This window comes from Flavobacterium sp. PS2 (assembly GCF_046250155.1).
Classification (GTDB): domain Bacteria; phylum Bacteroidota; class Bacteroidia; order Flavobacteriales; family Flavobacteriaceae; genus Flavobacterium.
Genome location: NZ_CP176426.1, coordinates 2999391 through 3024457, shown reverse-complemented (window position 1 = coordinate 3024457; position 25067 = coordinate 2999391). Strand labels below are relative to the sequence as shown.

Sequence of the window (25067 nt, the reverse complement as noted above, 5' to 3'; positions counted from 1 at the left end):
TGATTCTGCAGATTTTTTCTATCTGCCAGATCTGTTAAATCTGCGAGAAACTTTACTTCACCACCTCAACCCAAAATCTGTGCGAATCAGTTTAATCCGTACAATCCGTGGTCCATTTTTTATTTGACAACCTCAACCCAAAATCCTTTTGTTCTCGCTAAGAACGTATTATCATACATTGCTTCGCATTGCAATCCTGGTAAATAATAATTCCCAAGATAAGATGCGTTCAATAGGATTTTAAAGACTTTGGTTTCACCGGCTTTTAATCCGAAATAGAAATTTGTTCTATCATCACGAATATCAATATAATCGGCAACATTATTAGTTGCATCTCCATAATCGGTAAAACGAGTATTTACAATTTCGAATCCTGAAGGTAAAATTTGTGATAATGCTACATTTTCTACACACTCATTTCTTTGGTTTCTAACGGTCACCTCAGCAATAAACTCTGTTCCTTGAGTAATCTTTGAAACATTAATTACTCCGCCTTTTCTGTTTTTGAAAACTATACCAACAGATACATCACTCTGAACTACATTTTCCTGTCCTATTGGTAAAATTCCAGTATTTAATACTCGAACATAAATGGTGTTCTTTTTATTATTTTTTAAAGTGATACTATTTGTACCAGTTTTAACTACTAAACTTCTGTCGGCAACTGTTTTTGAAGTTTTTATAACCTGGCTTTTTCCGTCTTTGCTAAACTGTACATCTATTCCTTTAACACCATTGTTTAATGAGAATTTAGACATTGCATACAACGAATAAGCCGTAGTTTGCGTGCTCATCCATCGATCACTTGCCATACTTTTAGCCAGTTTTGTAGCCATCGTAAATGCTTTTTGTTTCTGTCCTAATAGTAACATTGTTTCCAGAGCCATCGCACGATTTCTATCGCTTGAACCATAGTAATAATAATTATAATTAGACGATTCGTCATCGATTGTACTACTTAATAACAAACTCGAAGCAGCACTTTTTTGACCTGCTAAAACATAAGCCGCAGCCAATCGTAATTTACTTTCGTTAGAGATTCCCTTGGTTTCTCGTAATCTGTTCATCGAAGACAAATCAGACGAACCTGCCAAAGCCAATGTGTACAAACGATACGCTTGTGCCATATCATTTCCGTAACGTGGTTCAAATCGCCATTGTTTTGCCTCTCTTTGTTGATAAGAAAGCCATTTTGATTTAAAATTAATTGGTAAAACATATCCTTTCTTCTCTGCTTCGATCATAAAATGTCCAGCGTATGAACTTCCCCAATCATCGGCAATTGAATTTCCTTGCCAGTATGAAAGACCACCGTTTGACAATTGGAAACTTCCTAATCTTGTAATTCCTGCCGTAACATTCTTTTGGATAAGTTGTTGGCGTGTTGCATCAATATCGGCAACATCATTTAAAAATAACTGTGGAAATACGGATGAAGTTGTTTGCTCAACGCAACCATGCGGATACTGAATAAGAAACTGTAAACGTCCGTTTAAGTTAATCGTTGGCATCGACGATACTTCCAGTTTCGCTTTATTACTTCCCGAAACTCCGAATGTTTTCCATACAATTGTCTTAGAACTGTTAGGCTCTAAAATAACATCTGTAAAAGTATTCGTTACAGGATTTGGATTCGTCATATCTATTTCGACATCATAAACTGACTTCTCAGTTCCTGATGTAGCAATAACTTGTACTTTGGCAATTCCGGTTGCACCTCCAACTTCCAGATTAAAATAAGCCATTTTTTCATCTGGCTGAGCAAATGTTAATCTTTGGGCTGAACTTCCCACAACTCTTAAACCATTGCTTGTTTTTATTTGCACAGTAACGTTTTTGATGTGTTTTTCCATTGCAAAAATTGTAACAGGAAGTGTTACTTTTTCTGATGGAGAAATTTTTCTAGGCAATGAAGCCAATACCATTAACGGACTACGTACTGGAGTTGCTTTCTCGACACTTCCGTAAGCACTTGTATTCGCATCACCCGCTACAATCATTGTTCGCACTGAACCAATGTATTTAGGCAATTTTACCTGATGTGTTTTCGTTTCACCTTTTCCTAATTTAAATGGTCCAAGATAAATAACAACTGGTTTAAAGCGATTTGCTTTCTTCGCTTTTCCACCACCTAAATCCTGATCTCCACCAATACTGAAAATCTGATTTACTTTTCCGCCATACGCTCCAATAACATCATCATATACATCCCATGTTTTTACGCCCAAAGCTTCACGTACATAAAAACTATCCCAAGCGTTTGGCGTTTTAAATCGGGTTAAATCAAGTAAGCCTTCATCGACAACTGCGATTGTATAAGTCATATCTTTTCCTGATTTCTCGCTTACTTTTATAGGAAACGTTTGCTCCGGTTTTAGCACATCAGGCATTGCAATGCTTGGCGCAAGAATCGTAGTTTTATCAATTACTTCGATAGGAACGATTCCGTACATACGAATTGGTGAATCATTCTTAGTCGATGCATGCGGCTGTAAAAGTGTAATATTGAAATACACATTTGGCGCCATTGCTCCTGTAATCGGAACTTCGACTTTAGTTTCTCCTTTTTGGGTTTTCACCCAAAGTGTCTGTACTACTTTCGAACCATTTTCTATAGATACCAAAGCGCGTCCTCCTTCGCTTGACGGGAAAGATATTTGCGCTTTTTCGCCTACTGCGTAATTCTTTTTATCTGTAGAAAAAACAAGCATATTAGCTGTAGAAGCATCCGTGTTTCTTGTTTTTCCAGACCATATTGGCCAGTCAATATTTACAGTTAATGCCGATGCGTGTCCGCCAATCTCATCCGAAACACGAATTAAGTAACGTCCCCATTCTTCATCTGTCAAAGCAAATTGGAAACTACCTTTTCCGCTTGAATCTGTATTTACAATAAATGTTTTATATGATGTTGTCGCATTCGACGAATTATAATTGGATAAATTATCACTCGAAGCATCCCACCACCAGCGCCATTCTGTTTTATACACTTTTACCTCAAGGTTTCTTACAGATTTTGGCCTTCCGTTTTCATCAACAGTAACAATATCAAATCGGTTTTGCTTACGGGTTTCCAGCATTCCGTATTTAGTAGGTTCTGGCGATTTTACTCCCACATAAGTATTATATGGAGAATAAGTTGTCGAGATAACATCGGTACTAAAATCTCCACCTTCTTCATACACTTTAGTAATAAAAGCTGCTTTTAGCATTCCCGGTGCCTGCCCTTGTAATTTAGGTTCTATATTTACAGATGCTTTTCCGTTAGCGTCTAGTTTACCTGAAAATATATTAATTTCTTCAGTACTAAATTGTCGTACTAAATCGTCAAAAACAAATTTGTCATAGCCTTTAAAAGTCGTGCTTTGTTGCGAGAATTTTGCCTGCATCTCTACATTCAGATTTTTAGCAATAGCGCCATGAAGCCATGTAACTTCCAGATTACTTGTGTTTGGGTAAGACGAAGATAAAATTGCTCTCCTAAAAGTATTTTTAATTTTTAAACGATTCGGTTTAATCGTCTCAATTTTTATGCTCTTATAATATTTGGCTCCACCAACGCTTACCATTGCTTCCCAATTTCCCGTAGGAGCTTCTGTATCTGTAGGAACTGTAAACGCATAATGGTTTAAGTCATTGGTTTTTTGTACGGTTTGATACGTAACTTTTCCGTTAGGATCAGTTAATCTAAATTTTATCGGATGCGCTTTTGGTAGTTTATTTGCAGCATCATTAAGTATAAATGACAAATACAAATTATCTCCCGGACGCCAAACGCCACGTTCGCCGTAAATAAATCCTTTTAATCCTTTTTGCAAAGTCTCGCCTGCAACATCAAAATTACTTACTGACAATGAATTTCCATCATCAAGTTTCACATAAGTCGATTGCGTTCCTAAAGTAACAATAGCAAAATAAGCAAATTTATCTAACTGAAAAGAAGCAATTCCTTCACTGCTTGTTGCCGCTGTTGCTAGTTTTTGTTGTTGAAAACTATATAAATCTACTCTTGCATTCGAAACTGGTTCTGTTGTGATTATATTATTTACTACAAATAAATACGATTTATTCTCTCCTCGTTTAGCAATCACACCTAAATCTGAAGCTAAAATATTTGTTCCTATTTTGGCATTGTAATAATATGAACCTGTACAAGGATCCTGACTTTCTCTCCATTCGTAATCATCATAATAATAGTCGTCATACGAATTACCGCTGTAGTTCACATCATTTTCATCTACATCTTCTTCCTCTTCGGTTTGATCTGTATCTGGTTCAGAAGTTTCGCATTTATATAAAGAATATGCTCTCTTGTACGAGAACTCTACTCTATAAATTGCTCCTGGTTCTGGAGTTATAATTTTAGATAAATCTAATGCATAAGTATTCCACTTCGTCGGATTAACTAATGTATTATCTTTAAGATTAAGCGTTGTTTTAGCAACAGGCTGTGCAACTCGTTTTAAGTTCTGAGCTCCATTTAATTCATTGTTTTGAAGAAATTGTAATATGTTATTTTTATAAATCTTATAAACTTTTACATCTACCGCTCCAAGGTTTACTGCTTCAAAATTCAGTTTTAAATTATTAGAACTTGGCAAAATTGTTCCGTTTTTAATAAAACGAATGTTTGGTTTTATTTGGTCAAAGGAAATCTTCTCTGAATAATTCTCTGCCATTTTTCGACCATACTGACTTTCTATCCCTTGAAAAACTTCTAATAATAACTCGCCTGTTACTGTTTGATCAGATACTGGTTCTGGTTCTGCGACTTCTTCAGCCGCAGCTTCAACAGCTACCGCAGCACTATCTACACTTACACTCGTTGAGTCTACAGCTACACTTGCTGTATCAACAACTGCAACAGCAACGTCATGTACCACTTCTTCAACTGGCTTTTCGTTACTAAAATAAACTTTTAGCGTATTTCCTTGTGTTGAGAATTTTAAATTATTTGTATTTTGTATAGCTACCAATCCTTTAAAATCCTGTCCTTTCTCTAATGGTTCTGAGAAATTAATTAATACAGATTGATTGTTTTCATCTGGAATTTCGACTTTAATAATTTTAAACTCATTTATTGATGTTATCGGGAAATCCATTTTTCCTTTTTGATCAATGTCAAAATCACTTCCATCATAAGAAATTTCAAGATTACTTACGTCAGATAAACGCTGAATACTATCTATGATAAACTTAAATTCTTTTCCTGAACTTGCTGCTTTATCAAATTTAATAGTAAGATCTTTTCCGTTATGACTCGCCATAACTAACTTCTTTGCTGTCTCTAAATCTATAACATCGGCTGTTTTTAACACACAATTTAGATACTGATATTCTTTACTATAGGATTGAACATCTAGTGTATTTACGATAAAATCCTGCTTAACGGTTTTAACAGTAAAGTTGAATTTAGAAAGATCCTTATCATCATCTCCTTTTTTAGGAAGCGTAATTAGTTTATCTAAATTTAGTGTTACCTGATATTCGGTTCCGGGTTTTAACTTTTTTTCGGGGATAAAGGCAATTGTATTACTCGAGAGCGCTACAACTTTACCATCGACACTTGGAGAAATATCGAATAAGTCATTATCTAAAACTTCATTTACTTTCCACTCCTTTTTTTCAAAAGCCAAAACAACGCGTATATCCGATTGAGATGAAACTATCCCACCTGTAAAACTCGTTATATATTCTTTGAACAATGAAAAATCAGAATTGAAATCGGCAGCAGATTTCCTGCCACAACCCTGAAAAATAAAAAACACAAACAACGCGTAAACTAATCCTCTTGCTTTCAATTGAGTATATAATTAATGGTTACAAAATAATATCGTATATAAAGATCATAGCACTTCACAATCAAAACCCTGATTCCTTAATTGCTCATTATATGTAATAAAAGTACTGTAAATTTTAATTACTTTCAAGAAGAAAGTAAGCATAAAATTCTATAAAATAAAGCAATATCTATTTTAAACAATGATAACCAATAGTTTACATTTTTTGCATTAAAAATAAAAAAGCTTAATGTATTATTCATTTGGCTTATTTAGGCTGAAAATATATTTTAGATGCTAATTTAAATATCTAATTTTCAATTGCTTTTAAAAATAAATCACTCCAATGATGATGAATAAATTTTATTAAAAGTTATGGAAAACCAATTATTAAATGTAGTATATTTCGCTAATTTTAATTAAGGAAAAATAAAATAGCTTGAATAAATATTCTACAGAAAATGAATTTATTATAAAAAATAAATCAGTTATCGTATACCTCCTGATGGTAGTAACTTTTATTATTTTGTTGTGTTTTACGGATTATTATGTTCTACCAACCTCAAAAACAACGGATGCAATAACACATCGTGTAGTGAGAAGCTCTATGAGAGGTAGTTATGGATCTAAACCTCAAAAAGTTTCTGTTCATTATTACACACAGAAAGGTTTTACTTTTTCGACTACCAATGATGATATTAAGGAGAATGATATCGAACTTGAGTATTCTTTGTTATTTAAATCTGTAACTAAAGTAAGATCTAATAAGAATGATTACACCGATCTTCTTCATAATGATTTAAGTAGTAACGGGATTCAGTTTTACTTTTGTGGTGTACTACTTATTTCCATAGCTATAAGTTTGAGAATACTTCTCTCGAAAAAGGGCTTTTCTGAAAACACATTTTACAACATAATTTGTTTTAATTCATTTATGATATTCGTATGTGTTTACATGACTTATCTGTATTAAACGAAGATATCTTTATTTATAACTTTTAAAACTCTACACCAAGCTTAGACAATACATTCTCTAATTCTGCAAAATGCTCTTTTGTATTTGCTGCATAAAACAGCTGATTATTAGCCATAATTATAATTACATCATCCTCATATTTCCCATAAAAATTTATTCCTTCAAGCCATTGCCTAAATGAAACTCCTTTATTTCGGTAATTTTCAACAACAAAATCTAGCTCATGTTGTTCTAATTCATAAAATGTATTGCATGGAAATTCTAATGCAAAACCAGCCTGAAGAAAAGCCATTGCAGTAAAAAATTCCGTTAAGGTTTCTGTTTCCAAGTTCCATTCTTTTCCATCGGCACTCATAAAAACAGGCGGATTCGATTTTGACAAATCATCTTTATGAATTCCCCAAACACATGCTCTTTGGTTTTCAGAATAAAATATCAAATAATCATTCTGTTTATAATATTGAAATCGCTCTGGTATAATTAGCAAATCTTGCGTTTGATTTAAGCTTTGAATCTTACCTAATTCACTATAGTAATCAACAAATACCTCAGGAAGTTGCCCGAAGATATTTTTAACAATTTGAATTTCATCATTAGTAAAACCATCAGGTTCTGTAATATGAAATAGTTTTTTTATTATTGAAAAATCAGTCATAATAACTTTTTAATAAGAATGAAACGGCGACAGAATTATCTTCGCCTTTTAGCAAAGAAACGTTTCATTAAATCCGAAGCTTCATTTGCCATAACACCACGAACAACAACAGTTTTAGGATGTAGTTGTGTTCCCATTTTTTCGTAACCTCGATGTTCATCACTTGCTCCAAAAACAATTTTAGAAATCTGACTCCAATATAAAGCACCTGCACACATCTGGCAAGGTTCTAATGTTACATAAAGCGTACAGTCTTTTAGATATTTCCCGCCTAAAAAATTAGCAGCAGCTGTTATCGCTTGCATTTCGGCATGAGCCGTAACATCATTTAATAATTCGGTTAAATTATGGCTTCTTGCAATGACTTTATTGTCAATTACAATAATGGCTCCAACAGGAATTTCATCTTTATCAAATGCCATTTCTGCTTCTTGCAAAGCCTTTTTCATAAAATACTCGTCGGTAAAAATATCTATCATAAAACAAAAATACATTTTTAAGAAGTAATTTTTATTACATTTATTTTTTGATATTCAAATTATGCCAACAAAACATAAAATAAGTATTCCTGAGCCTTGCCACGAAAACTGGGATAAAATGACGCCTGCCGAAAATGGTCGTTTTTGCATTAGCTGCTCTAAAACTGTAGTTGATTTCACAAGAATGCTACCTGATGAAGTGCAGCATTTTTTTATTGCAAATAAAAACAAAAGTGTTTGCGGAAGATTCAAAAACTCTCAATTAGAAAATGTAACAATTCAAATTCCTACTGAAGTTTTATACAAGCAGACTCAATATCATAAAATGTTTTTATTGGCTTTGTTTATTGCCATGGGTACAACATTGTTTAGTTGCCAAGATAAGAACGGAGACAACCAAAAAATTGATAAAATAGAAGTTGTTAAAGATTCCTCAACTGACCAAAGAGTTATGGTTGGCGATATTAAAGTTAGTGGAAATGAATCAACTCAGATTCCGCCTCCACCGCCTCCAAAAATTAATCAGGTTAAATTTGTAAAACCAGTTCCTATAAGTCACAGTAAAACCACTAAAGGTAAAACACAATCTTCAAAGCAAATTAAAGAAGATGATTCCGTATTTACTACTGGCGCGGTAATACATATAAATGCAGAATTTCCTGGGGGTATTGACCCATTTTATACTTTTTTTGAAAATGAATTTAAAATGCCAGAAAATACAAATACCAAAAATCTTAAAATCAGAATCTCTTTTGCAGTAGAAGAAAACGGAACTTTATCATATCTTCAATCTGTACCAGCTATTGATAAAACAATAGAAAACGAAATCATTAGAGTTTTAAGTTTATCACCAAAATGGGAACCGGGAGAATCTAACGGAAAAAAAATAAGAATGCAATATTCCTTACCAATTGTATTGGAATGATATCTCAGGTAAAATTTAAATTTAAAACCGTAAATTTGCTTTTTACCTTACAATGAAAAGCAATTTACTCCCCAACATATACAATCCCGCCGATTTACGCTTACTTCCCGAAGCGCAACTACCTCAAGTGGCTCAGGAATTACGTGATTTTATTATTGATATTGTTTCTGTAAAAGAAGGCCATTTGGGCGCAAGTCTTGGTGTTACTGAACTTACTATTGCCTTGCATTACGTGTTTAATACTCCAGATGATTTATTGGTTTGGGATGTAGGACATCAGGCTTACGGACATAAAATCCTGACCGAAAGAAGAGAGATTTTCCATACCAATCGTCAGCTTAACGGGATTTCTGGTTTCCCAAAAAGAGCCGAAAGTAACTATGATACTTTTGGCGTAGGCCATTCTTCTACTTCTATTTCGGCAGCATTGGGAATGGCAATTGCATCTAACTTAAAAGGCGATTTTGACAAACATCATATAGCTGTAATTGGCGATGCTTCCATTGCATCGGGAATGGCTTTTGAAGGTTTAAATCATGCCGGAGTGACCGATGCTAATTTATTGGTAATCTTAAACGACAACGCAATTGGGATTGACCCAAGTGTAGGTGCGCTTAAAAAATATCTCACTGCTGTAAAAGAAGGAAAAAATCCGAAGAAGAATAACATGATTAAATCATTGAATTTTGATTATTCGGGTCCTATCGATGGTCATGATATCTTTGCTTTAATAAAAGAATTAAAACGATTAAAAAATATAAAAGGTCCTAAATTCCTGCATATTGTTACTACCAAAGGAAAAGGATTACAACAAGCCGAAGAAAATCAGGTTCAATATCACGCTCCTGGAAAATTTAATGCTTCAACTGGAGAAATCATTCCTAAGATAGAAGACAACCTTCCGCCAAAATATCAGGATGTATTTGGTTTAACCATTTTGGATTTAGCCCAAAAGAACGAAAAAATTGTTGGTATTACTCCTGCAATGCCATCTGGAAGTTCGCTTAAATTTATGATGGATGCTTTCCCAAAACGCGCCTTTGATGTAGGTATTGCCGAGCAACATGCGGTAACACTTGCTGCTGGAATGGCAACTCAGGGAATGATTGTTTTTTGCAATATATATTCAACTTTTTTGCAACGTGCATACGACCAAGTGATACATGATGTCGCATTACAAGATTTACCAGTTATCTTTTGTCTGGACAGAGCTGGCTTGGTTGGAGAAGATGGCGCTACACATCATGGCGTTTTTGATATTGCTTATTTGCGTTGTATTCCTAACCTAATAATTTACGCTCCACTTAACGAGATAGCATTACAGAATATTTTATATACTGCTCAACTGGGATTAAATCATCCTATCGCAATTCGATATCCTAGAGGTCGCGGCGTTATTACCGATTGGCAAAAGAATTATTTTAAGAATTATGCTACAATCGAAATTGGAGCTGCAACTTGCCTTAAAGATGGTAGTAAAACCGCTGTTTTATCTACTGGAACTATTGGAAACAACGTAATAACTGCACTAGCAAATATTGGCAATCCAAATACTATTGCTCATTACGACTTTCCTTTCATTAAACCATTAGATAACAAACTACTACATTCTATTTTCAGTAAATACTCATCCATAATTACTATCGAAGATGGTGCTGTAAATGGTGGTTTTGGAACTGCTATTTTAGAATTTTCGGCATTACATAATTACAATACTAAAATACAAATACTAGGAATTCCAGACACATTTATTGAGCATGGAACTGTTACCGAATTGCAACAATTATGCAATATTGACGTTAAAAGTTTAGAAAATCTTTTTTCTGTTGGTTAAAAATAATTATTTTGCGGACCCAAACAAAAAATGCCATAATGAAATTATTCCGTTTATCTATTTTAGTACTTCTTATATTTTGTTCTTCTAAAAATTTCGCTCAGAATTCTAAAATTCAGACGCAATTGGTACCTGAAATTCAAACTCAATTAGAAGACACTACATCTAATTGGGCTAAAAAAAATAAATTAGGATTTGATCTTACTCAAATTGCATTTGTCAACTGGAGTGCCGGGGGTACTAGTTCTATTTCTGGACTTTTTAAAGGAGAATTTTCGAGAGTATATACTAATGGTAATCATAAATGGGCAAATGAGCTTCTTTTAAAATATGGTTTAAACAAACAAGACGGAATTGAATTACGAAAAACCGATGATGCTTTCCTATTTAACTCTACTTATGGTTTTAGAAAAGACAGTCTCACAAATTGGTATTATTCGGCAAAATTTAATTTAAATTCTCAATTCACTAATGGATATTCCTATCCAAATACAGAAAACCCAATTTCGAAACTTTTTGCTCCAGCATATGTATTCTTAGGAGCTGGAGCTGAAAACGCTAATAAAGAAAAGAATCGCACCTTTTATTTCTCACCAGTTACGCTAAAGACCACTTTGGTATTAGATCAGACTTTAGCAAATCAAGGAGCTTTTGGTGTTAAAAAAGCAGTTTATGCACCAGACCCACTAGATCCTAATACACAAATTCTGATTGAAGAGGGACAAAAGATAAAAGCGGAATTTGGTATTTTATTAACTGGTTATACTAAAAATGAAATTTTCAAAAATATGTTTTTTGAAAACCGCCTTAGCCTTTATACCGATTACCTGAACAGATTTGGAAATATCGACATCGATTATGCTACTCGTTTAGACTTAGTTGTAAATGAGTATGTAAAAGCAAATGTGGGGTTGCATTTTGTGTACGATGATGACATCAAATCAAAAAAAGAAGTTAATGGGGAACAAGTCACAGAAGGACCAAAGGCACAACTAAAACAAGTTCTGGGAGTTGGTGTAGTATATGCCTTTTAGATAATTAATTTGTTACGTTGTTTTTCTTCCGTTTATAGTATCATATAATTCCAATGCATTTCCATCGGTTAGTAATGAAACGTAATGGCATATGTGCAGCAATCTTTCATACAAACCTTCTTTTTCTAAATGATGCTTTTCTGGCAACATTTTCAAAATCAAAGCATCATAGTTAGATGCTTTTCCGTCGTATTTATTATTAAAAGCTGTTATAAATTTATCTAGTAGTGTTTGGATAATCTGATACCCTACTATTTCTTTTTCGATTACTTCACGACTCTGGTAGATGTTTTGAACACTAAGATTTATAATATCATCCATTTGTGCTTTGTACTGGCTTTTATCCATTAATGCAAACGGAAATTTACCTGCAAGTATAGCTTCTTCGTTATCAACAAAAACCTTAACGGCATCGTTTATTAAACTTCCAATTGCTAGTGCACGTAAATAACTAATACGATCTTCTTTGGTAGTAAGTGTTTTATATTTGGCAACACCTATATTATCTTTCACCAATTTAATCAGGTATTCTAAAGCATAATCCTCAGAAACAAGCCCAAGATTTATTCCATCTTCAAAGTCAATAATAGTATAGCAAATATCATCTGCTGCTTCGACTAAATAAGCTAAAGGATGTCTTTCAAAACCAATATCATTACCCGATTTATTAGGTAACATTCCCATATCGACAGCTACTTTATTAAAAAAGTCTTTATCGGTCTGGAAGAAACCATATTTTTTATCGGCTATATTTTTGGTTGGTTTTTTAGGCAAACTCTCTTTCGGATATTTCATAAAAGCTCCAAGTGTAGCGTACGAAATACGAAGTCCTCCTTCTATTCCCGGACGACTTGCCGTAAGAACCGAAAATCCATTAGCATTACCTTCAAAATCTATTAGATCCTGCCATTCTTTATCAGTCAAATGCTCTTTATACTGTTGTCCGTTTCCTATAGAGAAATATTCTCCAATAGCTTTTTCTCCTGAATGTCCAAATGGGGGATTCCCGATATCATGTGCCAATGATGCCGCCGCAACAATAGCTCCAAAATCATTCATATGATATCCGTGAACTTCTTTTAAGTATGGATATTTTTCGATGATTTTTTTTCCTACCAAACGCCCTAACGAACGTCCTACTACCGAAACTTCTAAACTATGCGTTAATCGGGTATGTACAAAATCTGTTTTAGAAAGCGGAATTACCTGTGTTTTATCTTGTAAACTTCTAAAAGCTGCTGAAAATATAATTCGGTCATAATCTACTTCAAATCCCAATCGCGTATCATCTTGTTCTACACGTAATCTTTTGCTAGTATCGCCTTGGCGTTTTAGTGATAAGAGTTGTTCCCAGTTCATTGTGATTTTAGATTTCAGATTGTTGATTTTAGATTATAGCACCGATGGCTATAGAATTAGATTTAGAAGGGCAAAAATACATTTTTATTTCAGTACTTTATAATGATTAAAACTCTAATGCTGTACTGTGTTTAATCTCTCCCATTACAAAAATACTGTTTGTATTACCTATGTTTTCTATGGTAGATAATTTATTCATTACAAAATCCTGATAACTAGTCATATCCTGAACAAGGATTTTTAGCATAAAATCATAATCGCCCGCAATATTATAACATTCTATAATTTCTGGAAGCGCCACAATATCTTTTACAAAATTGCTTCCTACGTTTTTTGCATGTTCTTTTAACCGAACGTTACAGAAAACTGTCATTCCACAATTCATTTTTTTCTTGTCTAGCAGCGCTACATATTTAGTAATATATCCGTCTCGTTCTAATCTTTTTATGCGTTCGTAAACAGGTGTAACGGTCAAGAATAATTTGCTTGCCAGGTCTTTTGTATTGATATTTGAGTTCTCCTGAAGATGTCTTAAGATCTCTAAATCGGTTTTATCTAAATTTTCCATAGTAATTTTTACGGCTAGAGTTCGCTTAAGAAGAATTAATCAGTATTATAATCTTCAAAAACGAACTAATTAAAGTTTATTTACTTAAATAAAAGCCAAATATAAGTTATAAAATCTAATGCGATAAATTTGTTCAGTAAAAAATACTGAAACAAAATGAAAACAAATAATTTAGGTTATCCTCGAATTGGCAGCAACAGAGAATTAAAAAAAGCTAGTGAATTATACTGGGCAGATAAAATTTCGGCAGAAGAACTTCTGGCTGTCGGAAAAAACATCCGTAAAGAAAACTGGCAACTACAAGCCGCATCTGGCATTGATTTAATTCCGTCGAATGATTTCTCATTTTACGATCAGGTTCTGGATTTAACATTGACTTTAGGAGCAATTCCTGAACGTTATAATGATTTTGCAAGAACTAATTCTTCTATCGATTTGTATTTTGCAATGGCTAGAGGTTCGCAAAAAAACGGACAAGATGTTGTTGCTATGGAAATGACAAAATGGTTTGATACCAATTATCATTACATTGTTCCTGAATTTACAAAAAACCAAAAATTCACTCTGTTTTCAGAAAAAATAATCAATGAATTTAAAGAAGCAAATGATTTAGGTATTGCTACAAAACCTGTACTTATCGGACCTATCTCCTACTTACTTTTAGGAAAAGAAAAAGAAGAAGGTTTTCACCGAATTGACCTTATCGAAGCTTTGCTTCCTGTATATTTTGAAATATTTGCAAAGCTTGAAGCCGAAAATGCAACTTATATTCAATTAGACGAGCCATTCTTAGCGCTGAACTTAACCGATAAAGAAAGAAACACTTTTACTAAAGTATATACTGAAATCAACAACCGTTTTCCTAATATCAAAATCATTCTGGCTAATTACTTCGACTGTTTTGGCGAAAACTTAGCTACAGCATTGGCCTTGCCAGTTGATACTTTACATTTAGATTTAGTTCGTTGTCCATTACAATTAGATGATATTTTAGAATCAAATCAGTTATCTCCAAACGTAAATCTTTCTCTTGGTTTAGTCGATGGAAGAAACATCTGGAAAAATGATTTTAAAAATTCATTGGCAATTATCGAAAAAGCGACTAAAGCTCTTGGCGAAAACAGAATATTAATTGCTCCATCATGTTCATTAATTCACAGTCCTTGCGATTTAGAGTTAGAAACAAACAACGAAACGCTTACTCCCGAAATTAAGCAATGGTTGGCTTTTGCGAAACAAAAAATACAAGAAGTTGTTTTATTAAAACAGTTTGCTTCAAAAGAAATAGATACAGAAAACTCTATTCAATTTGCAGAAAATGCTTTAGCAAACGAAAACAGAAAAACATCAAAATTAATCCATAACGAATCGGTTAAAAATCGTGTGGCAAGTATTTCGACAGGAGATGATAAACGCAAAAATACTTTTGCTATCCGACGCAAAAAACAAATCGATGCTTTAAATCTTCCTTTGTTCCCTACAACAACAATAGGTTCTTTCCCGCAAACTCCCGAAGTAAGAAGCTGGAGAGCAAAATTTAAAAAAGGCGAATTAACGCAACAACAATACGACGATTTAATCAAGAAAGAAACCGAAGATACTATTCGTTTTCAGGAAGAAACCGGCATTGATGTTCTCGTGCATGGTGAGTTTGAACGTAATGATATGGTGGAATATTTTGGTGAGCAATTAGCTGGATTTACTTTTACCAAAAATGGTTGGGTACAAAGTTATGGTAGCCGTTGTGTAAAACCTCCTGTAATTTATGGTGATGTTTCGAGACCTAACCCTATGACTGTAAAATGGTCAGAATATGCGCAATCGCTAACTCCTAAATGGGTAAAAGGAATGTTAACTGGTCCAGTAACTATTCTGCAATGGTCATTTGTTCGTAACGATCAGCCGCGCTCTCAAACCTGTACTCAAATTGCATTGGCAATACGTGATGAGGTTGTAGATTTAGAAAATGCAGGAATTAAAATTATCCAAATTGATGAACCTGCTATTCGCGAAGGACTGCCATTGCGTAAAGAAGAATGGGCAACTTACCTGGATTGGGCTGTAAAAGCTTTCCGTATTTCAGCAAGTGGCGTTAAAGACGATACTCAAATTCATACACATATGTGTTATAGCGAATTCAATGACATTATCCAAAATATTGCCGATATGGATGCTGACGTTATCACGATTGAATGTTCGCGTTCGCAAATGGAATTACTAGATGCTTTTGCTGATTTTAAATATCCTAATGAAATTGGACCTGGAGTTTACGATATTCACTCGCCTCGCGTACCATCTAGTCAGGAAATGGTTAAACTATTAGAAAAAGCTTCGGCTGTTATTCCAGTAGATCAGTTATGGGTAAATCCCGATTGTGGTTTAAAAACCCGTCATTGGGATGAAACAAAAAAAGCCCTGATTGAGATGGTTGCTGCAGCTCAGGAAATGAGAGCAGCTGTTGAAAACCCAGTGAGTTAATAATTTTTATTTAGATCTATTTTTTGTTATTTATGTCAACTAGTGAAGTCGAAATTCTTGTAGTTATGATTATTTTCGATTTCACTTTAGTTGACTCTATTTTTTTGAAGCAGATAATTTAAGTTTTCAAAACATCTTTTGTCCCGCTATCCACTATATCTATTGTGGCAAAAAACGCCACAACAGGATATCGTTTCTATCGGGGCTAAATAAGAAATTTCATTTTCAAAACACTTTAATCTAAAGCATAAAAAAAAGCATCCGCCAATGACGGATGCTTTTAAAATTTTAATCTATTTAAGACTAGAAGTTTTTAGAAATTCCAATACCAACTTCTTTACCGAAATTAAAGAAGAATCTACTGTTATCAGGACCATCATTATCAAAACTTAAAGTTTCATAACCTAAACCACCAATATTAAAGTTTAAACCGAAACCATTTTTCATGTTAATGAAAAGAGCTGGAGTTACACCTACGTACATACCATCTGCTTTAGATTTTGAGTAAGCATTTCCAGGTCCGTATTCTTTATGTTTTACGTTTTGAAAACCTGCACCCATATCAGCAAATACAGAAAAAGTTTGGTTTAATGGCACAGAGTAACGTACAAATGCTCCAATTTTGAAAGCATTGTTTTTTACTTCTTCAATTCCATTATCTACATTAGATGATGCTACTGTAAATTCACCCCCAACTGTCCAGTTATCATTAAATTGGTAACCTACTTTAGGAGAGAAGCTAAAAGTATTTGATTTTTCTTCACCAAATTTGAATTCTGATTTTTCAGAAGTGTACGAGATGTTTCCACCAACTAAGATTGTTCCTTTTTGAGCATTTGCAAAGCTAACTACAGCTAATGCAATAACAACTAACATTTTTTTCATTTGTAATATTTTAAATTTAATACTCTTTTAACAATAACAGTGCCGTTACTGCTCGCCTTTAAGTTTTTTTTATGATTTCTTTAAAGACCAAAAATTTAGCAATCAAGCAGATTTCTGTTTACTTTTGCATCAAATAAAAAAGTCATGTCGATAGAAGTAAACAGCATATCAAAAAGTTACGGTACTCAAAAAGCATTAGATAAAATTTCATTTTCGATTGAAAAAGGTGAAATCGTTGGATTTCTTGGCCCAAACGGTGCAGGAAAATCAACTTTGATGAAAATCTTAACTACTTATTTGCTAGCCGATTCGGGTACAGCCCTTGTAAACGGTCATGATGTCATGACTGATACCAAGGCAGTACAGCTATCTATTGGGTATTTGCCAGAGCATAATCCGCTATATTTAGATTTGTACGTTCGTGAATATCTGGCTTTTAATGCTGATGTTTATAACGTACCAAAATCGAGAATTGAAGAAGTCATAAAACTGACAGGACTGTCAGCCGAAAGTCATAAAAAAATAGGACAATTATCTAAAGGATATCGTCAGCGTGTAGGTTTGGCAAATGCTTTATTACACAATCCTGATGTTTTAATTCTAGACGAGCCAACAACTGGTCTGGATCCTAATCAGTTAATAGAAATCAGAAACGTAATTAAGAATGTAGGTAAAAATAAAACTGTTTTTTTATCGACACATATTATGCAAGAAGTTGAGGCAATTTGTGACAGAGTTATTATCATTAACAACGGAAAAATTGTTACTGACAAAAAACTTGACAAATTAATCGCGGAGAATAAAGAACAAGTTATCGAAGTAGAATTTGATTATAGAATTGAAGAACAATTAATTGCAAGATTAGAAAACATTTCTTCGTATATAAATACTCATGACATGACATGGGAACTGACATTTGTCACTGAAAAAGATATGCGTCCAGCTATTTTTGACTTTGCAACTGCCAACGGTTTAAAGACATTACAGCTTAATCAAAAAAATAAAAATCTGGAAGCTGTGTTTAGAGAGATTACTAAATAATTTAACTAAAAATTAAAAACTATAACTAAAACCCAAAACATTGAAAATAAAAACGCTATTAATTTTTCTTACCACTTTATTATTATTTAATTGTTCAAAAGATGATTCCCAAAAATTAAGTTCTGAAAACAAAATCCTTACATTTAAATTAACGTCTCTAAAGGGTGACATCTATATTGGCAAAATTGATGATGTTGCAAAGACAATCACTCTAACTACAAAAGGTATTGAATTAGAAAATCAAATAATTCCTGATATTGAAATTTCTGAAAAAGCAACAATTTCTCCTGATAAAATCCCACAAGATTTCAATAAGCAAATCACATATACAATTACTGCTGAAAATGGTAACAAAGTTATTTATAACGTCATCACAAATAATACTCCTTTATCAAATGAAAAGAAAATTCTTGATTTTAAATTCAATATTGATAATGAAACTTTCACAGGAATAATAGACCAAACCAGCTTATCGATTAATATTACTACATATAAAGATATTACAAATATTTTTCCTAAAATAACGATCTCACCCTTAGCTAAAATATCACCTGATGCAGAAACCAGCCAAGACTTTACCTCTGGGCTAGAATATACAGTAACTGCCCAAAATGGTACAAGTAATGTCTACAAAGTTCATATCGTAAAACCAGAAATTACATCAACTATCACAAAATGTTATATTAGAGCAGTCTCATTAGGGCAATTAAGTAATATAGATTTATTATCTGATTCAAATTATAAATTGTATCTTGAAAATGATAAAAATTCTTATTTATTAAATTATTTTGATCCTGTAAGTTACACTAGTGAAAATAAAATACATACTGCTTTTTATTTTAAATTTGATGAAAGAATACTAACCGCCAATAATTATAAATTAAGAGTTAAATTGAACGGAGAAATTAAAGCTGAAACCAATTATACTATTGATGTCTTAGCTGAAAATGCTCCAAAAATTATATCAGCCAATCAAACTTCATATAATTATTCGGACACATTAATCCTTACTGGCACAAATCTAATTCCAGGACTTAGCATTCCTGCTAATGGCTACACATACAATTTTACAGAATACCATGTCACATTAAATCCAGAAAAAACAACATTAAAATATTATATGAGTTTATATCAAGTGTTCCCTTCTTTTATGGGACAACAATCTCCAAGAAGTACGCGAGTTAGTGTTTATAATAATGGAAGATATGGTGATTCTATAATTTTAGATTTTAAGTAAATATTTCTCAAGTTAAATAAGAGGCTCGTTGATTAAACGAGCCTTTTCAATATAGTGCAATCATTATATCTAAGCACAAAATTGTCTCTGTTAAATTAACTTTTAAAATTTCAAAAAAGTGATTTACATTATAAGCTAAACCAAAAGTATCTTGAACATCATTTCTATTCAACACCTAGCGAAATCAATACTTTCTTGCAGATTATAGCTTTTAGAAATTCTCAACATTTAAGTGAATAAACAAGTCATATCTTACAATATAAAACCGTCTCTTATCTTGCTAACAACTAACTATCAGTAAGTTATCATTTCTGAACAAATTTAAATTTATTTTTATTTAGACTTGTTATAAATAGTTATATATTTGAAGTTTAAAAACTTCAAATAACAGGCAATCATGTTTTTACTTTACCCCACAAAAACGCTACTTTCTACGCTTATAAACAGCATATTTTATCTCCCAAAAAAGCATTCGAATAAAATAATTTTCTTACCTATTAAAGATTCTATTTTATTATCCAAAATTTCTATTTCTTAAAACACAATCATCATAGATAAACTATACTCTTAAGGCTTAATCAACTTTTAAAGCCGTTTTATTATTCTTCAAAAATTAAAAATAAATAATATGAAAAATATTATAACATCAATTATGCTTGCATTTTCTGTTTATGCCTATTCGCAAACTGAAAAAGGAAAAGACAGCATTATCGAAACATCAATAAACGCATTAGATGAAATTATAATCGTAAAAAAGAAAGTTCTATATACTCAAAAATCAGACAGAATGGTTTTTAATGTAGAAAATAGCATTGTGTCTGAAGGCGGAACTGCGCTGGATGTTTTAATGCGTGCTCCAGGTGTTGTAGTCTCTCAGGACGGAGAATTATCTATTAGAGGACAACAAGGCGTTGGCGTTATGATTAATGGTAAATTAACGCAGCTTTCGCAAAAGGAACTTGCTAATTATTTAAAATCAACAACCTCATCTAATATCAAACAAATTGAGGTTATTACTAATCCTTCTTCTAAATATGATGCCACTGGTAAAGCTGGAATGATTAATATTATTTTGAAGAAACCAAGTAGTGCTGGAATAAAAGGAACTGTATTTTCTAGTTATGGAAGAGGAAGAAAAAACAGAACCAATACAGGAATGAATTTAAGTTACAACAAAGATAAGTTTGGAGTCTTTGGTAATTACAGCTACACTTATAGAGGTGAAGAGGAACGCAAGAATTTTGAACAAATTCAATTTACTGATATTACAAGACAAGAAATTGCAACAAAGAATTATCAAAATTCAACAACTAATGAACCTCTTACGTCTAACAACTTCAAAGTAGGAACAACATATGAGGTTTCTTCTAAAACAAATTTAGAAGTTTCGCTTGACGCAAAAATCGGTCGCTATGAAAATATTGCTAATGGAGGGAATACACTATATAATAATTTAAATCAGTTGCAATTTGACGCTTTGACTTACAATGACAGCAAAGAAAAGTGGTATGACTATACCTATGCTTTTTCTGGCGTACATAAGTTTAATACAGAAGGGAAAAACATGTCTTTTGATTTTGAATATGAAACTTCAAAATTCAGATCTAATCAATTTCAAAGTGCGCAAAATCAAATTCCAGGCACTGCAATTAATGACAGAAGAGGTTATATTCCATCTCAATTGAGAGTCTTTACTGGAAAAGTTGATTTTACAAATCCAATTAAAGAAAAACAGACTTTGGAATGGGGTTTAAAAGGTAGCATCAAAAACAATGACAATCCATCGGTGTATGAATACAACGATAACAATCAGTGGATTGTTGATCTTAATTCTACTAATCATTTTGAATATGATGAGCAAATTTATGCTGCTTATGCTAATTACAAATATCGTTTAGAGAAACTAAGTATTCAGGGAGGTTTAAGAACTGAATATACTGCAATTGACATTAACCAAAAGACATTAAACGAGAAACATAAAGATGATTATTTAAAATGGTTTCCTAGTCTTTCGCTTAAATATGAATTGAGTAGTAACCATTCTATGCATGCTTCTTACAGTAAGAGAATAAACAGACCGAGTCAGTTTGATTTGAATCCATTCCGTTTTTATGACGATTCGTTCAATTATTCTCAAGGTAATCCTAATCTGGTTCCTGAAATTACACATACATCAGAAATAGGATATTCTTGGAAAAGTGCTTTTATGGCTTCGGTATATTTTAATCAAACCAAAGATGTTTTTACAGAAATATATGTTTACAATCCAGACAATAATACAACGGTTACCTCACAAATCAATGCCAATAAATCATACAATTATGGTGTAAATATTACCAATACAACCGATATTTATAAATGGTGGTCTGTGAACACGCTCTTTAATGTTTTTGAGAATAAATTTGAAGGAAAGATTATCAATACCAATACAATCGACCCAATTGTAACCTTAAATTTAAGTGTTCAAAACTCATTTACAATTACTGATACTTGGAAAGCGGAAGCAAATGCACAATATCAATCAAAATCGAATGTTGGGATTTACGAAAGAGATAGTTTCTTTGATTTTAGCATCGGATTATCAAAACAAGTTCTTGCTAACAAAGGCAGTATAAAGTTTAATGTTACCGATATTTTTAATACCAATAAATACAATATCAATTCGGTTATCGGACAAACCAGCATTGACAAAAGATATAATCTTGATAGCCGTGTAGCAACAATTTCCTTTACTTACAGAATTTAAAAAAAGCTACATTTTATAATAAGAAAGCCCGTGAAATTTCATGGGCTTTCTTTGTTATATATGGTTTTGTAATCAACATAGTCTTTGTATTAAAATAGAATGCAGATAATACAAATTAAATGGATTTCTGAATTGCTTCAAGCTAAATCCAAAGCAATGGAACAATACTAAAACCTACGGAATAGCTATCGCATACTTGTCTTTCTGAGGAACGAAGAATCTCCATTAGTAGCTCAACAAACTTGAAATAAATACATTGTGTTAGTTTCTTTCGGAGATTCTTCGTTCCTCAGAAAGACAATATTGTGGTTGTTTCGTGATAAAATAATTCAATATTTTATTTAAGTTAAAACATAAAAAAAGTCTTTTGAAGAGTACGAATACTTTCAAAAGACTTTAACTAACTAAAAATATGTAAATGGGTAATATTAAATTTTAACTGTAGGTTTTTGCTTTTTCTTTCTTCCCCACCAAATATAAAAACCTGTAACTGGTAAACTTGCACATATCAAACTACCTACGAAATATAAAATCTTAGTTGGTATTCCTCCAATAGCTCCTATATGCAAACTATAATTAGATCGCATAAGCCATTTAGAGAAACGTTCGTTATCAATATATTTCTGCGAATTAGGCTTTAATTCCAATGTTTGTTGATCAAAGTACAAATCCCTCCAAACTCCTTTATTCATATCTGTACAAGCGTAGAAATCATCTTCTGGCTCATGTGGAAGATCAATGATAACAGCTTCTGTATTTTCTTTGGCAATTTCCTTACGTACTTTGTTCCAGATAAAATCGGCTGCAGCCAGTTTGTCTAATTGCTTTTTAGATAAAGTATCTTTTTTGGCAGTAACAACTTGTTCTTTTTTCTCTTTTTCATCTGCCCAACCTCCACTTATCCAATAGGTGCTTTCTCTTAGCCAATGAAAACTCATTAATAATCCTGTAAACGAAATAAGTAATGCTAATATAATAGTGTAGAATCCCACTACATTATGCAAATCATAATTTAAGCGCTTGAGCTTAGCATTCCACTTTATCTTAAAACTACTATTTCTAGTTGTTTTGTTCCATTTTTTTGGAAACCAAAGAATAAGTCCGCTTATAAGAAGAAAGAAAAAAATTAGCGTTCCCCAAGCCGTTACTTGCGAACCAATATCCCTACCTAACCATAAGTAACGATGTCCTTCGTCCATGATATGAAAAAAATCTTCGTGATCTACAATTCCGGTAATCTTACCATTATAAGGATTTACATAAATTAAAGAATCCGATTCGATGTCTACTTTTATAGTTTTATCTAAACCATTGTACCAGAAACCATGAATCTCTTTATTAGGCAAAGCTTTACTTACTGCTTGATATATCTTAGAGGGCGGTAATACTTTCTCTGATTCTTGTGCTTCTACATTAAGCCAAGAGGATGTTGCATGTTTGATTTCTTGCTCAAAAACCAAAATACAACCTGTAATTCCCATTATAAATACAACGATACCCGAAGCGAGTCCTAACCATAAATGCAACCATGCATTAATTTTACTAAAACGTGATTTTCCTTTATTTGGTGGTTTATTCGAACGGCTTTTAATAGTACTCATTGATATTATAATTTTAATATGTAATAGTTTTTATGGGCAAAAAAGATGTATTAGTAAAAATGGCTTGAGGAATATTTATAGTTAAGTAATTCCTCAAGCCATTAAAATTGTATTAGCTTAAAGTGTAAGCTTAGCAATTGCAATCAATTAAAGAAAATAGCGAAATGAAAATAAAATTTCAAGAGCTCTTAGAGTTTTTACTTAGATGATTTCAAATTATCTAAACGTAAAATATAATCATAACCTCCAACAATTTCTACTCCTGAAGTTACAGCACCTGTTGTGGTATTAACTTCCCAGATATAATCTTTAGTAGTTTCAGCATTAACCTGAATAAATACTTTACCATCAGATGTAATTACATTTTGTAATTGGCTTCCTTTATCTGCAGGTAAATCTAATTTTTTAATTACTGAGCTTGTAGCTATATCGATTAAAGCAAATTTAGTATTAAACAATCCAGAAGGATTTTCTGCTACTATTTTTGAATCTATGTATTTAGCAATAGCCTTACCGTTACCAACATACCAAAGTCCGCTAGCAGTTTCTCCTCCTAAAGCAGTACCAAGGTTAAAATTATAAGAAGAGTCTAATGTAGTTTCACCCTTTTTGATTCTAACTATTTTTGTTGGACTATCTTTAGAAGTCATCCAGTCAGCAAAAAACATCATATAAACATCACCAGACTCATCAGTACAAGAAGTTGGCATCCACATATTAGATCCTCCATTACCATCCGCTTCCGAGCTTTTAATAACCTTTTCAACAGCAAAACTTGGATAATCTACTACGGCAATATTCATACCTGCCTCAGCAAGTGATGGCCAAATAGCCATATTAGAAAATGCTACATATAGTTTTCCGTTTGAATATTGAATATTCCCTTGATTATAAGAAGTATATCCCGCTGGAATCGCAGGCAATGCCAATTCTCCATTTTTTATCCAAAGTGTTGTGGCATTTACAACGGTATATAATACTTTGCTTCCATCTCCATTCGTTCCAAACAATACTAGCGTGTTGTCATCAATCCATGCATAACAACTTATAGATTTTTGATACGTAAAAGGCACTTCATACACAACAGATAATCGATTGTTCTTAAATTCGAATTTAGTCATTTTACCAAAATTAGAACTTGTACTTGGATAGTAATAAAACCCATTTTTGGCAATAATTCCGTAATCTGCCTTGCTTGTAACTTCGGCACCATTACCTACCAAACTAACACTCCCTTTAGTTAAATCATCAACTCCTACAATGTACTGAGTTGTATTTGGCCAACTCCCTAATTGCAACCATAGCGCATAATCAGCTTTTGCACCTGCTGAATCACTTCCAGAATCATCATTACTAGAACAAGAAATAGTTGTACCCATTATCAATGTACTAATAAATAGAAAATAAAAAGAGGGTTTAATAAATCGTTTCATGTTTAAAATATTTTTTATATAATCATTAAAAATAAA

General features: G+C 32.7%; 16 protein-coding genes. 8 read left to right on the top strand and 8 right to left on the bottom strand.

Annotated features, from left to right (window positions below):
• Positions 1-119: 119 nt before the first annotated feature.
• Complete coding sequence (locus tag ACJ6WR_RS13025; protein WP_409415463.1) at positions 120-5801, bottom strand: alpha-2-macroglobulin family protein; 5682 nt, start codon at positions 5799-5801, stop codon at positions 120-122.
• Between the two features lie 418 nt (positions 5802-6219).
• On the opposite strand from ACJ6WR_RS13025, the gene ACJ6WR_RS13020 reads away from it, so the two are divergent.
• Complete coding sequence (locus ACJ6WR_RS13020) at positions 6220-6753, top strand: hypothetical protein (protein WP_123912050.1); 534 nt, start codon at positions 6220-6222, stop codon at positions 6751-6753.
• 25 nt (positions 6754-6778) lie between these two features.
• Here ACJ6WR_RS13020 and ACJ6WR_RS13015 read toward each other — a convergent pair whose 3' ends face one another.
• Together ACJ6WR_RS13015 and ACJ6WR_RS13010 are read right to left on the bottom strand one after the other, a co-directional pair.
• Positions 6779-7411, bottom strand: a complete 633-nt coding sequence (locus ACJ6WR_RS13015; RefSeq protein WP_409415462.1) for a hypothetical protein — start codon at positions 7409-7411, stop codon at positions 6779-6781.
• A 35-nt stretch (positions 7412-7446) separates the two neighbouring features.
• Positions 7447-7890, bottom strand: coding sequence for a nucleoside deaminase (locus ACJ6WR_RS13010; protein ID WP_039112436.1), 444 nt, complete (start codon positions 7888-7890; stop codon positions 7447-7449).
• 61 nt (positions 7891-7951) lie between these two features.
• Here ACJ6WR_RS13010 and ACJ6WR_RS13005 point away from each other — a divergent pair, with 61 nt between their 5' ends.
• From ACJ6WR_RS13005 to ACJ6WR_RS12995, 3 genes are read left to right on the top strand one after another with little or no spacing between them, the layout of a single operon-like run.
• Entirely contained in the window at positions 7952-8815 is an 864-nt protein-coding gene (locus ACJ6WR_RS13005; protein ID WP_409415461.1) for a hypothetical protein, read from the top strand.
• A 52-nt stretch (positions 8816-8867) separates the two neighbouring features.
• Positions 8868-10649 carry a 1-deoxy-D-xylulose-5-phosphate synthase gene (locus ACJ6WR_RS13000; RefSeq protein WP_409415460.1) on the top strand — a complete coding sequence of 594 codons (1782 nt, stop codon included), beginning with the start codon at positions 8868-8870 and terminating at the stop codon, positions 10647-10649.
• A 38-nt stretch (positions 10650-10687) separates the two neighbouring features.
• Positions 10688-11683, top strand: a complete 996-nt coding sequence (locus tag ACJ6WR_RS12995) for a DUF3078 domain-containing protein (protein ID WP_409415459.1) — start codon at positions 10688-10690, stop codon at positions 11681-11683.
• Positions 11684-11695: 12 nt separating this feature from the next.
• Here the strand turns inward: ACJ6WR_RS12995 and ACJ6WR_RS12990 are convergent, their stop codons facing one another.
• Together ACJ6WR_RS12990 and ACJ6WR_RS12985 are read right to left on the bottom strand one after the other, a co-directional pair.
• Positions 11696-13042 carry a deoxyguanosinetriphosphate triphosphohydrolase gene (locus ACJ6WR_RS12990; RefSeq protein WP_039116928.1) on the bottom strand — a complete coding sequence of 449 codons (1347 nt, stop codon included), beginning with the start codon at positions 13040-13042 and terminating at the stop codon, positions 11696-11698.
• A 106-nt stretch (positions 13043-13148) separates the two neighbouring features.
• On the bottom strand, positions 13149-13610 hold the full coding sequence (locus ACJ6WR_RS12985) for an Lrp/AsnC family transcriptional regulator (protein ID WP_035619782.1): 462 nt from the start codon (positions 13608-13610) through the stop codon (positions 13149-13151).
• Positions 13611-13766: 156 nt separating this feature from the next.
• Here ACJ6WR_RS12985 and metE point away from each other — a divergent pair, with 156 nt between their 5' ends.
• Positions 13767-16088: a 5-methyltetrahydropteroyltriglutamate--homocysteine S-methyltransferase gene (gene metE / locus ACJ6WR_RS12980; protein WP_409415458.1), complete on the top strand. Its 2322-nt coding sequence runs from the start codon at positions 13767-13769 to the stop codon at positions 16086-16088.
• A gap of 303 nt (positions 16089-16391) precedes the next feature.
• Here metE and ACJ6WR_RS12975 read toward each other — a convergent pair whose 3' ends face one another.
• Positions 16392-16973: an outer membrane beta-barrel protein gene (locus tag ACJ6WR_RS12975; RefSeq protein ID WP_409415457.1), complete on the bottom strand. Its 582-nt coding sequence runs from the start codon at positions 16971-16973 to the stop codon at positions 16392-16394.
• 144 nt (positions 16974-17117) lie between these two features.
• Between ACJ6WR_RS12975 and gldA the strand changes: the two genes are divergently transcribed.
• The 3 genes from gldA (at position 17118) to ACJ6WR_RS12960 (ending at position 21997) form a co-directional block, all read left to right on the top strand.
• On the top strand, positions 17118-18014 hold the full coding sequence (gene gldA, locus ACJ6WR_RS12970; protein WP_409415456.1) for a gliding motility-associated ABC transporter ATP-binding subunit GldA: 897 nt from the start codon (positions 17118-17120) through the stop codon (positions 18012-18014).
• Between the two features lie 40 nt (positions 18015-18054).
• Positions 18055-19251, top strand: a complete 1197-nt coding sequence (locus ACJ6WR_RS12965) for a DUF5018 domain-containing protein (protein WP_409415455.1) — start codon at positions 18055-18057, stop codon at positions 19249-19251.
• Between the two features lie 628 nt (positions 19252-19879).
• A complete protein-coding gene (locus tag ACJ6WR_RS12960; RefSeq protein ID WP_409415454.1) occupies positions 19880-21997 on the top strand; it encodes a TonB-dependent receptor domain-containing protein in 2118 nt (705 codons plus the stop codon).
• A gap of 428 nt (positions 21998-22425) precedes the next feature.
• On the opposite strand, the gene ACJ6WR_RS12955 is transcribed toward ACJ6WR_RS12960, so the two are convergent.
• Complete coding sequence (locus ACJ6WR_RS12955; RefSeq protein ID WP_409415453.1) at positions 22426-23598, bottom strand: PepSY-associated TM helix domain-containing protein; 1173 nt, start codon at positions 23596-23598, stop codon at positions 22426-22428.
• 197 nt (positions 23599-23795) lie between these two features.
• Complete coding sequence (locus ACJ6WR_RS12950; protein ID WP_409415452.1) at positions 23796-25031, bottom strand: DUF4374 domain-containing protein; 1236 nt, start codon at positions 25029-25031, stop codon at positions 23796-23798.
• Positions 25032-25067 lie beyond the last annotated feature (36 nt).

Bases quoted from the DNA above. Each gene is read 5' to 3' on its own strand.
- ACJ6WR_RS12975 (WP_409415457.1), bottom strand. From the start codon at position 16,973: ATGAAAAAAATGTTAGTTGTTATTGCATTAGCTGTAGTTAGCTTTGCA.
- ACJ6WR_RS12960 (WP_409415454.1), top strand. From the start codon at position 19,880: ATGAAAAATATTATAACATCAATTATGCTTGCATTTTCTGTTTATGCC.
- metE (WP_409415458.1), top strand. From the start codon at position 13,767: ATGAAAACAAATAATTTAGGTTATCCTCGAATTGGCAGCAACAGAGAA.
- ACJ6WR_RS12985 (WP_035619782.1), bottom strand. From the start codon at position 13,610: ATGGAAAATTTAGATAAAACCGATTTAGAGATCTTAAGACATCTTCAG.
- ACJ6WR_RS13000 (WP_409415460.1), top strand. From the start codon at position 8,868: ATGAAAAGCAATTTACTCCCCAACATATACAATCCCGCCGATTTACGC.
- ACJ6WR_RS12990 (WP_039116928.1), bottom strand. From the start codon at position 13,042: ATGAACTGGGAACAACTCTTATCACTAAAACGCCAAGGCGATACTAGC.
- ACJ6WR_RS12950 (WP_409415452.1), bottom strand. From the start codon at position 25,031: ATGAAACGATTTATTAAACCCTCTTTTTATTTTCTATTTATTAGTACA.
- ACJ6WR_RS12955 (WP_409415453.1), bottom strand. From the start codon at position 23,598: ATGAGTACTATTAAAAGCCGTTCGAATAAACCACCAAATAAAGGAAAA.
- ACJ6WR_RS13010 (WP_039112436.1), bottom strand. From the start codon at position 7,890: ATGATAGATATTTTTACCGACGAGTATTTTATGAAAAAGGCTTTGCAA.
- ACJ6WR_RS13005 (WP_409415461.1), top strand. From the start codon at position 7,952: ATGCCAACAAAACATAAAATAAGTATTCCTGAGCCTTGCCACGAAAAC.
- ACJ6WR_RS13015 (WP_409415462.1), bottom strand. From the start codon at position 7,411: ATGACTGATTTTTCAATAATAAAAAAACTATTTCATATTACAGAACCT.
- gldA (WP_409415456.1), top strand. From the start codon at position 17,118: ATGTCGATAGAAGTAAACAGCATATCAAAAAGTTACGGTACTCAAAAA.
- ACJ6WR_RS12995 (WP_409415459.1), top strand. From the start codon at position 10,688: ATGAAATTATTCCGTTTATCTATTTTAGTACTTCTTATATTTTGTTCT.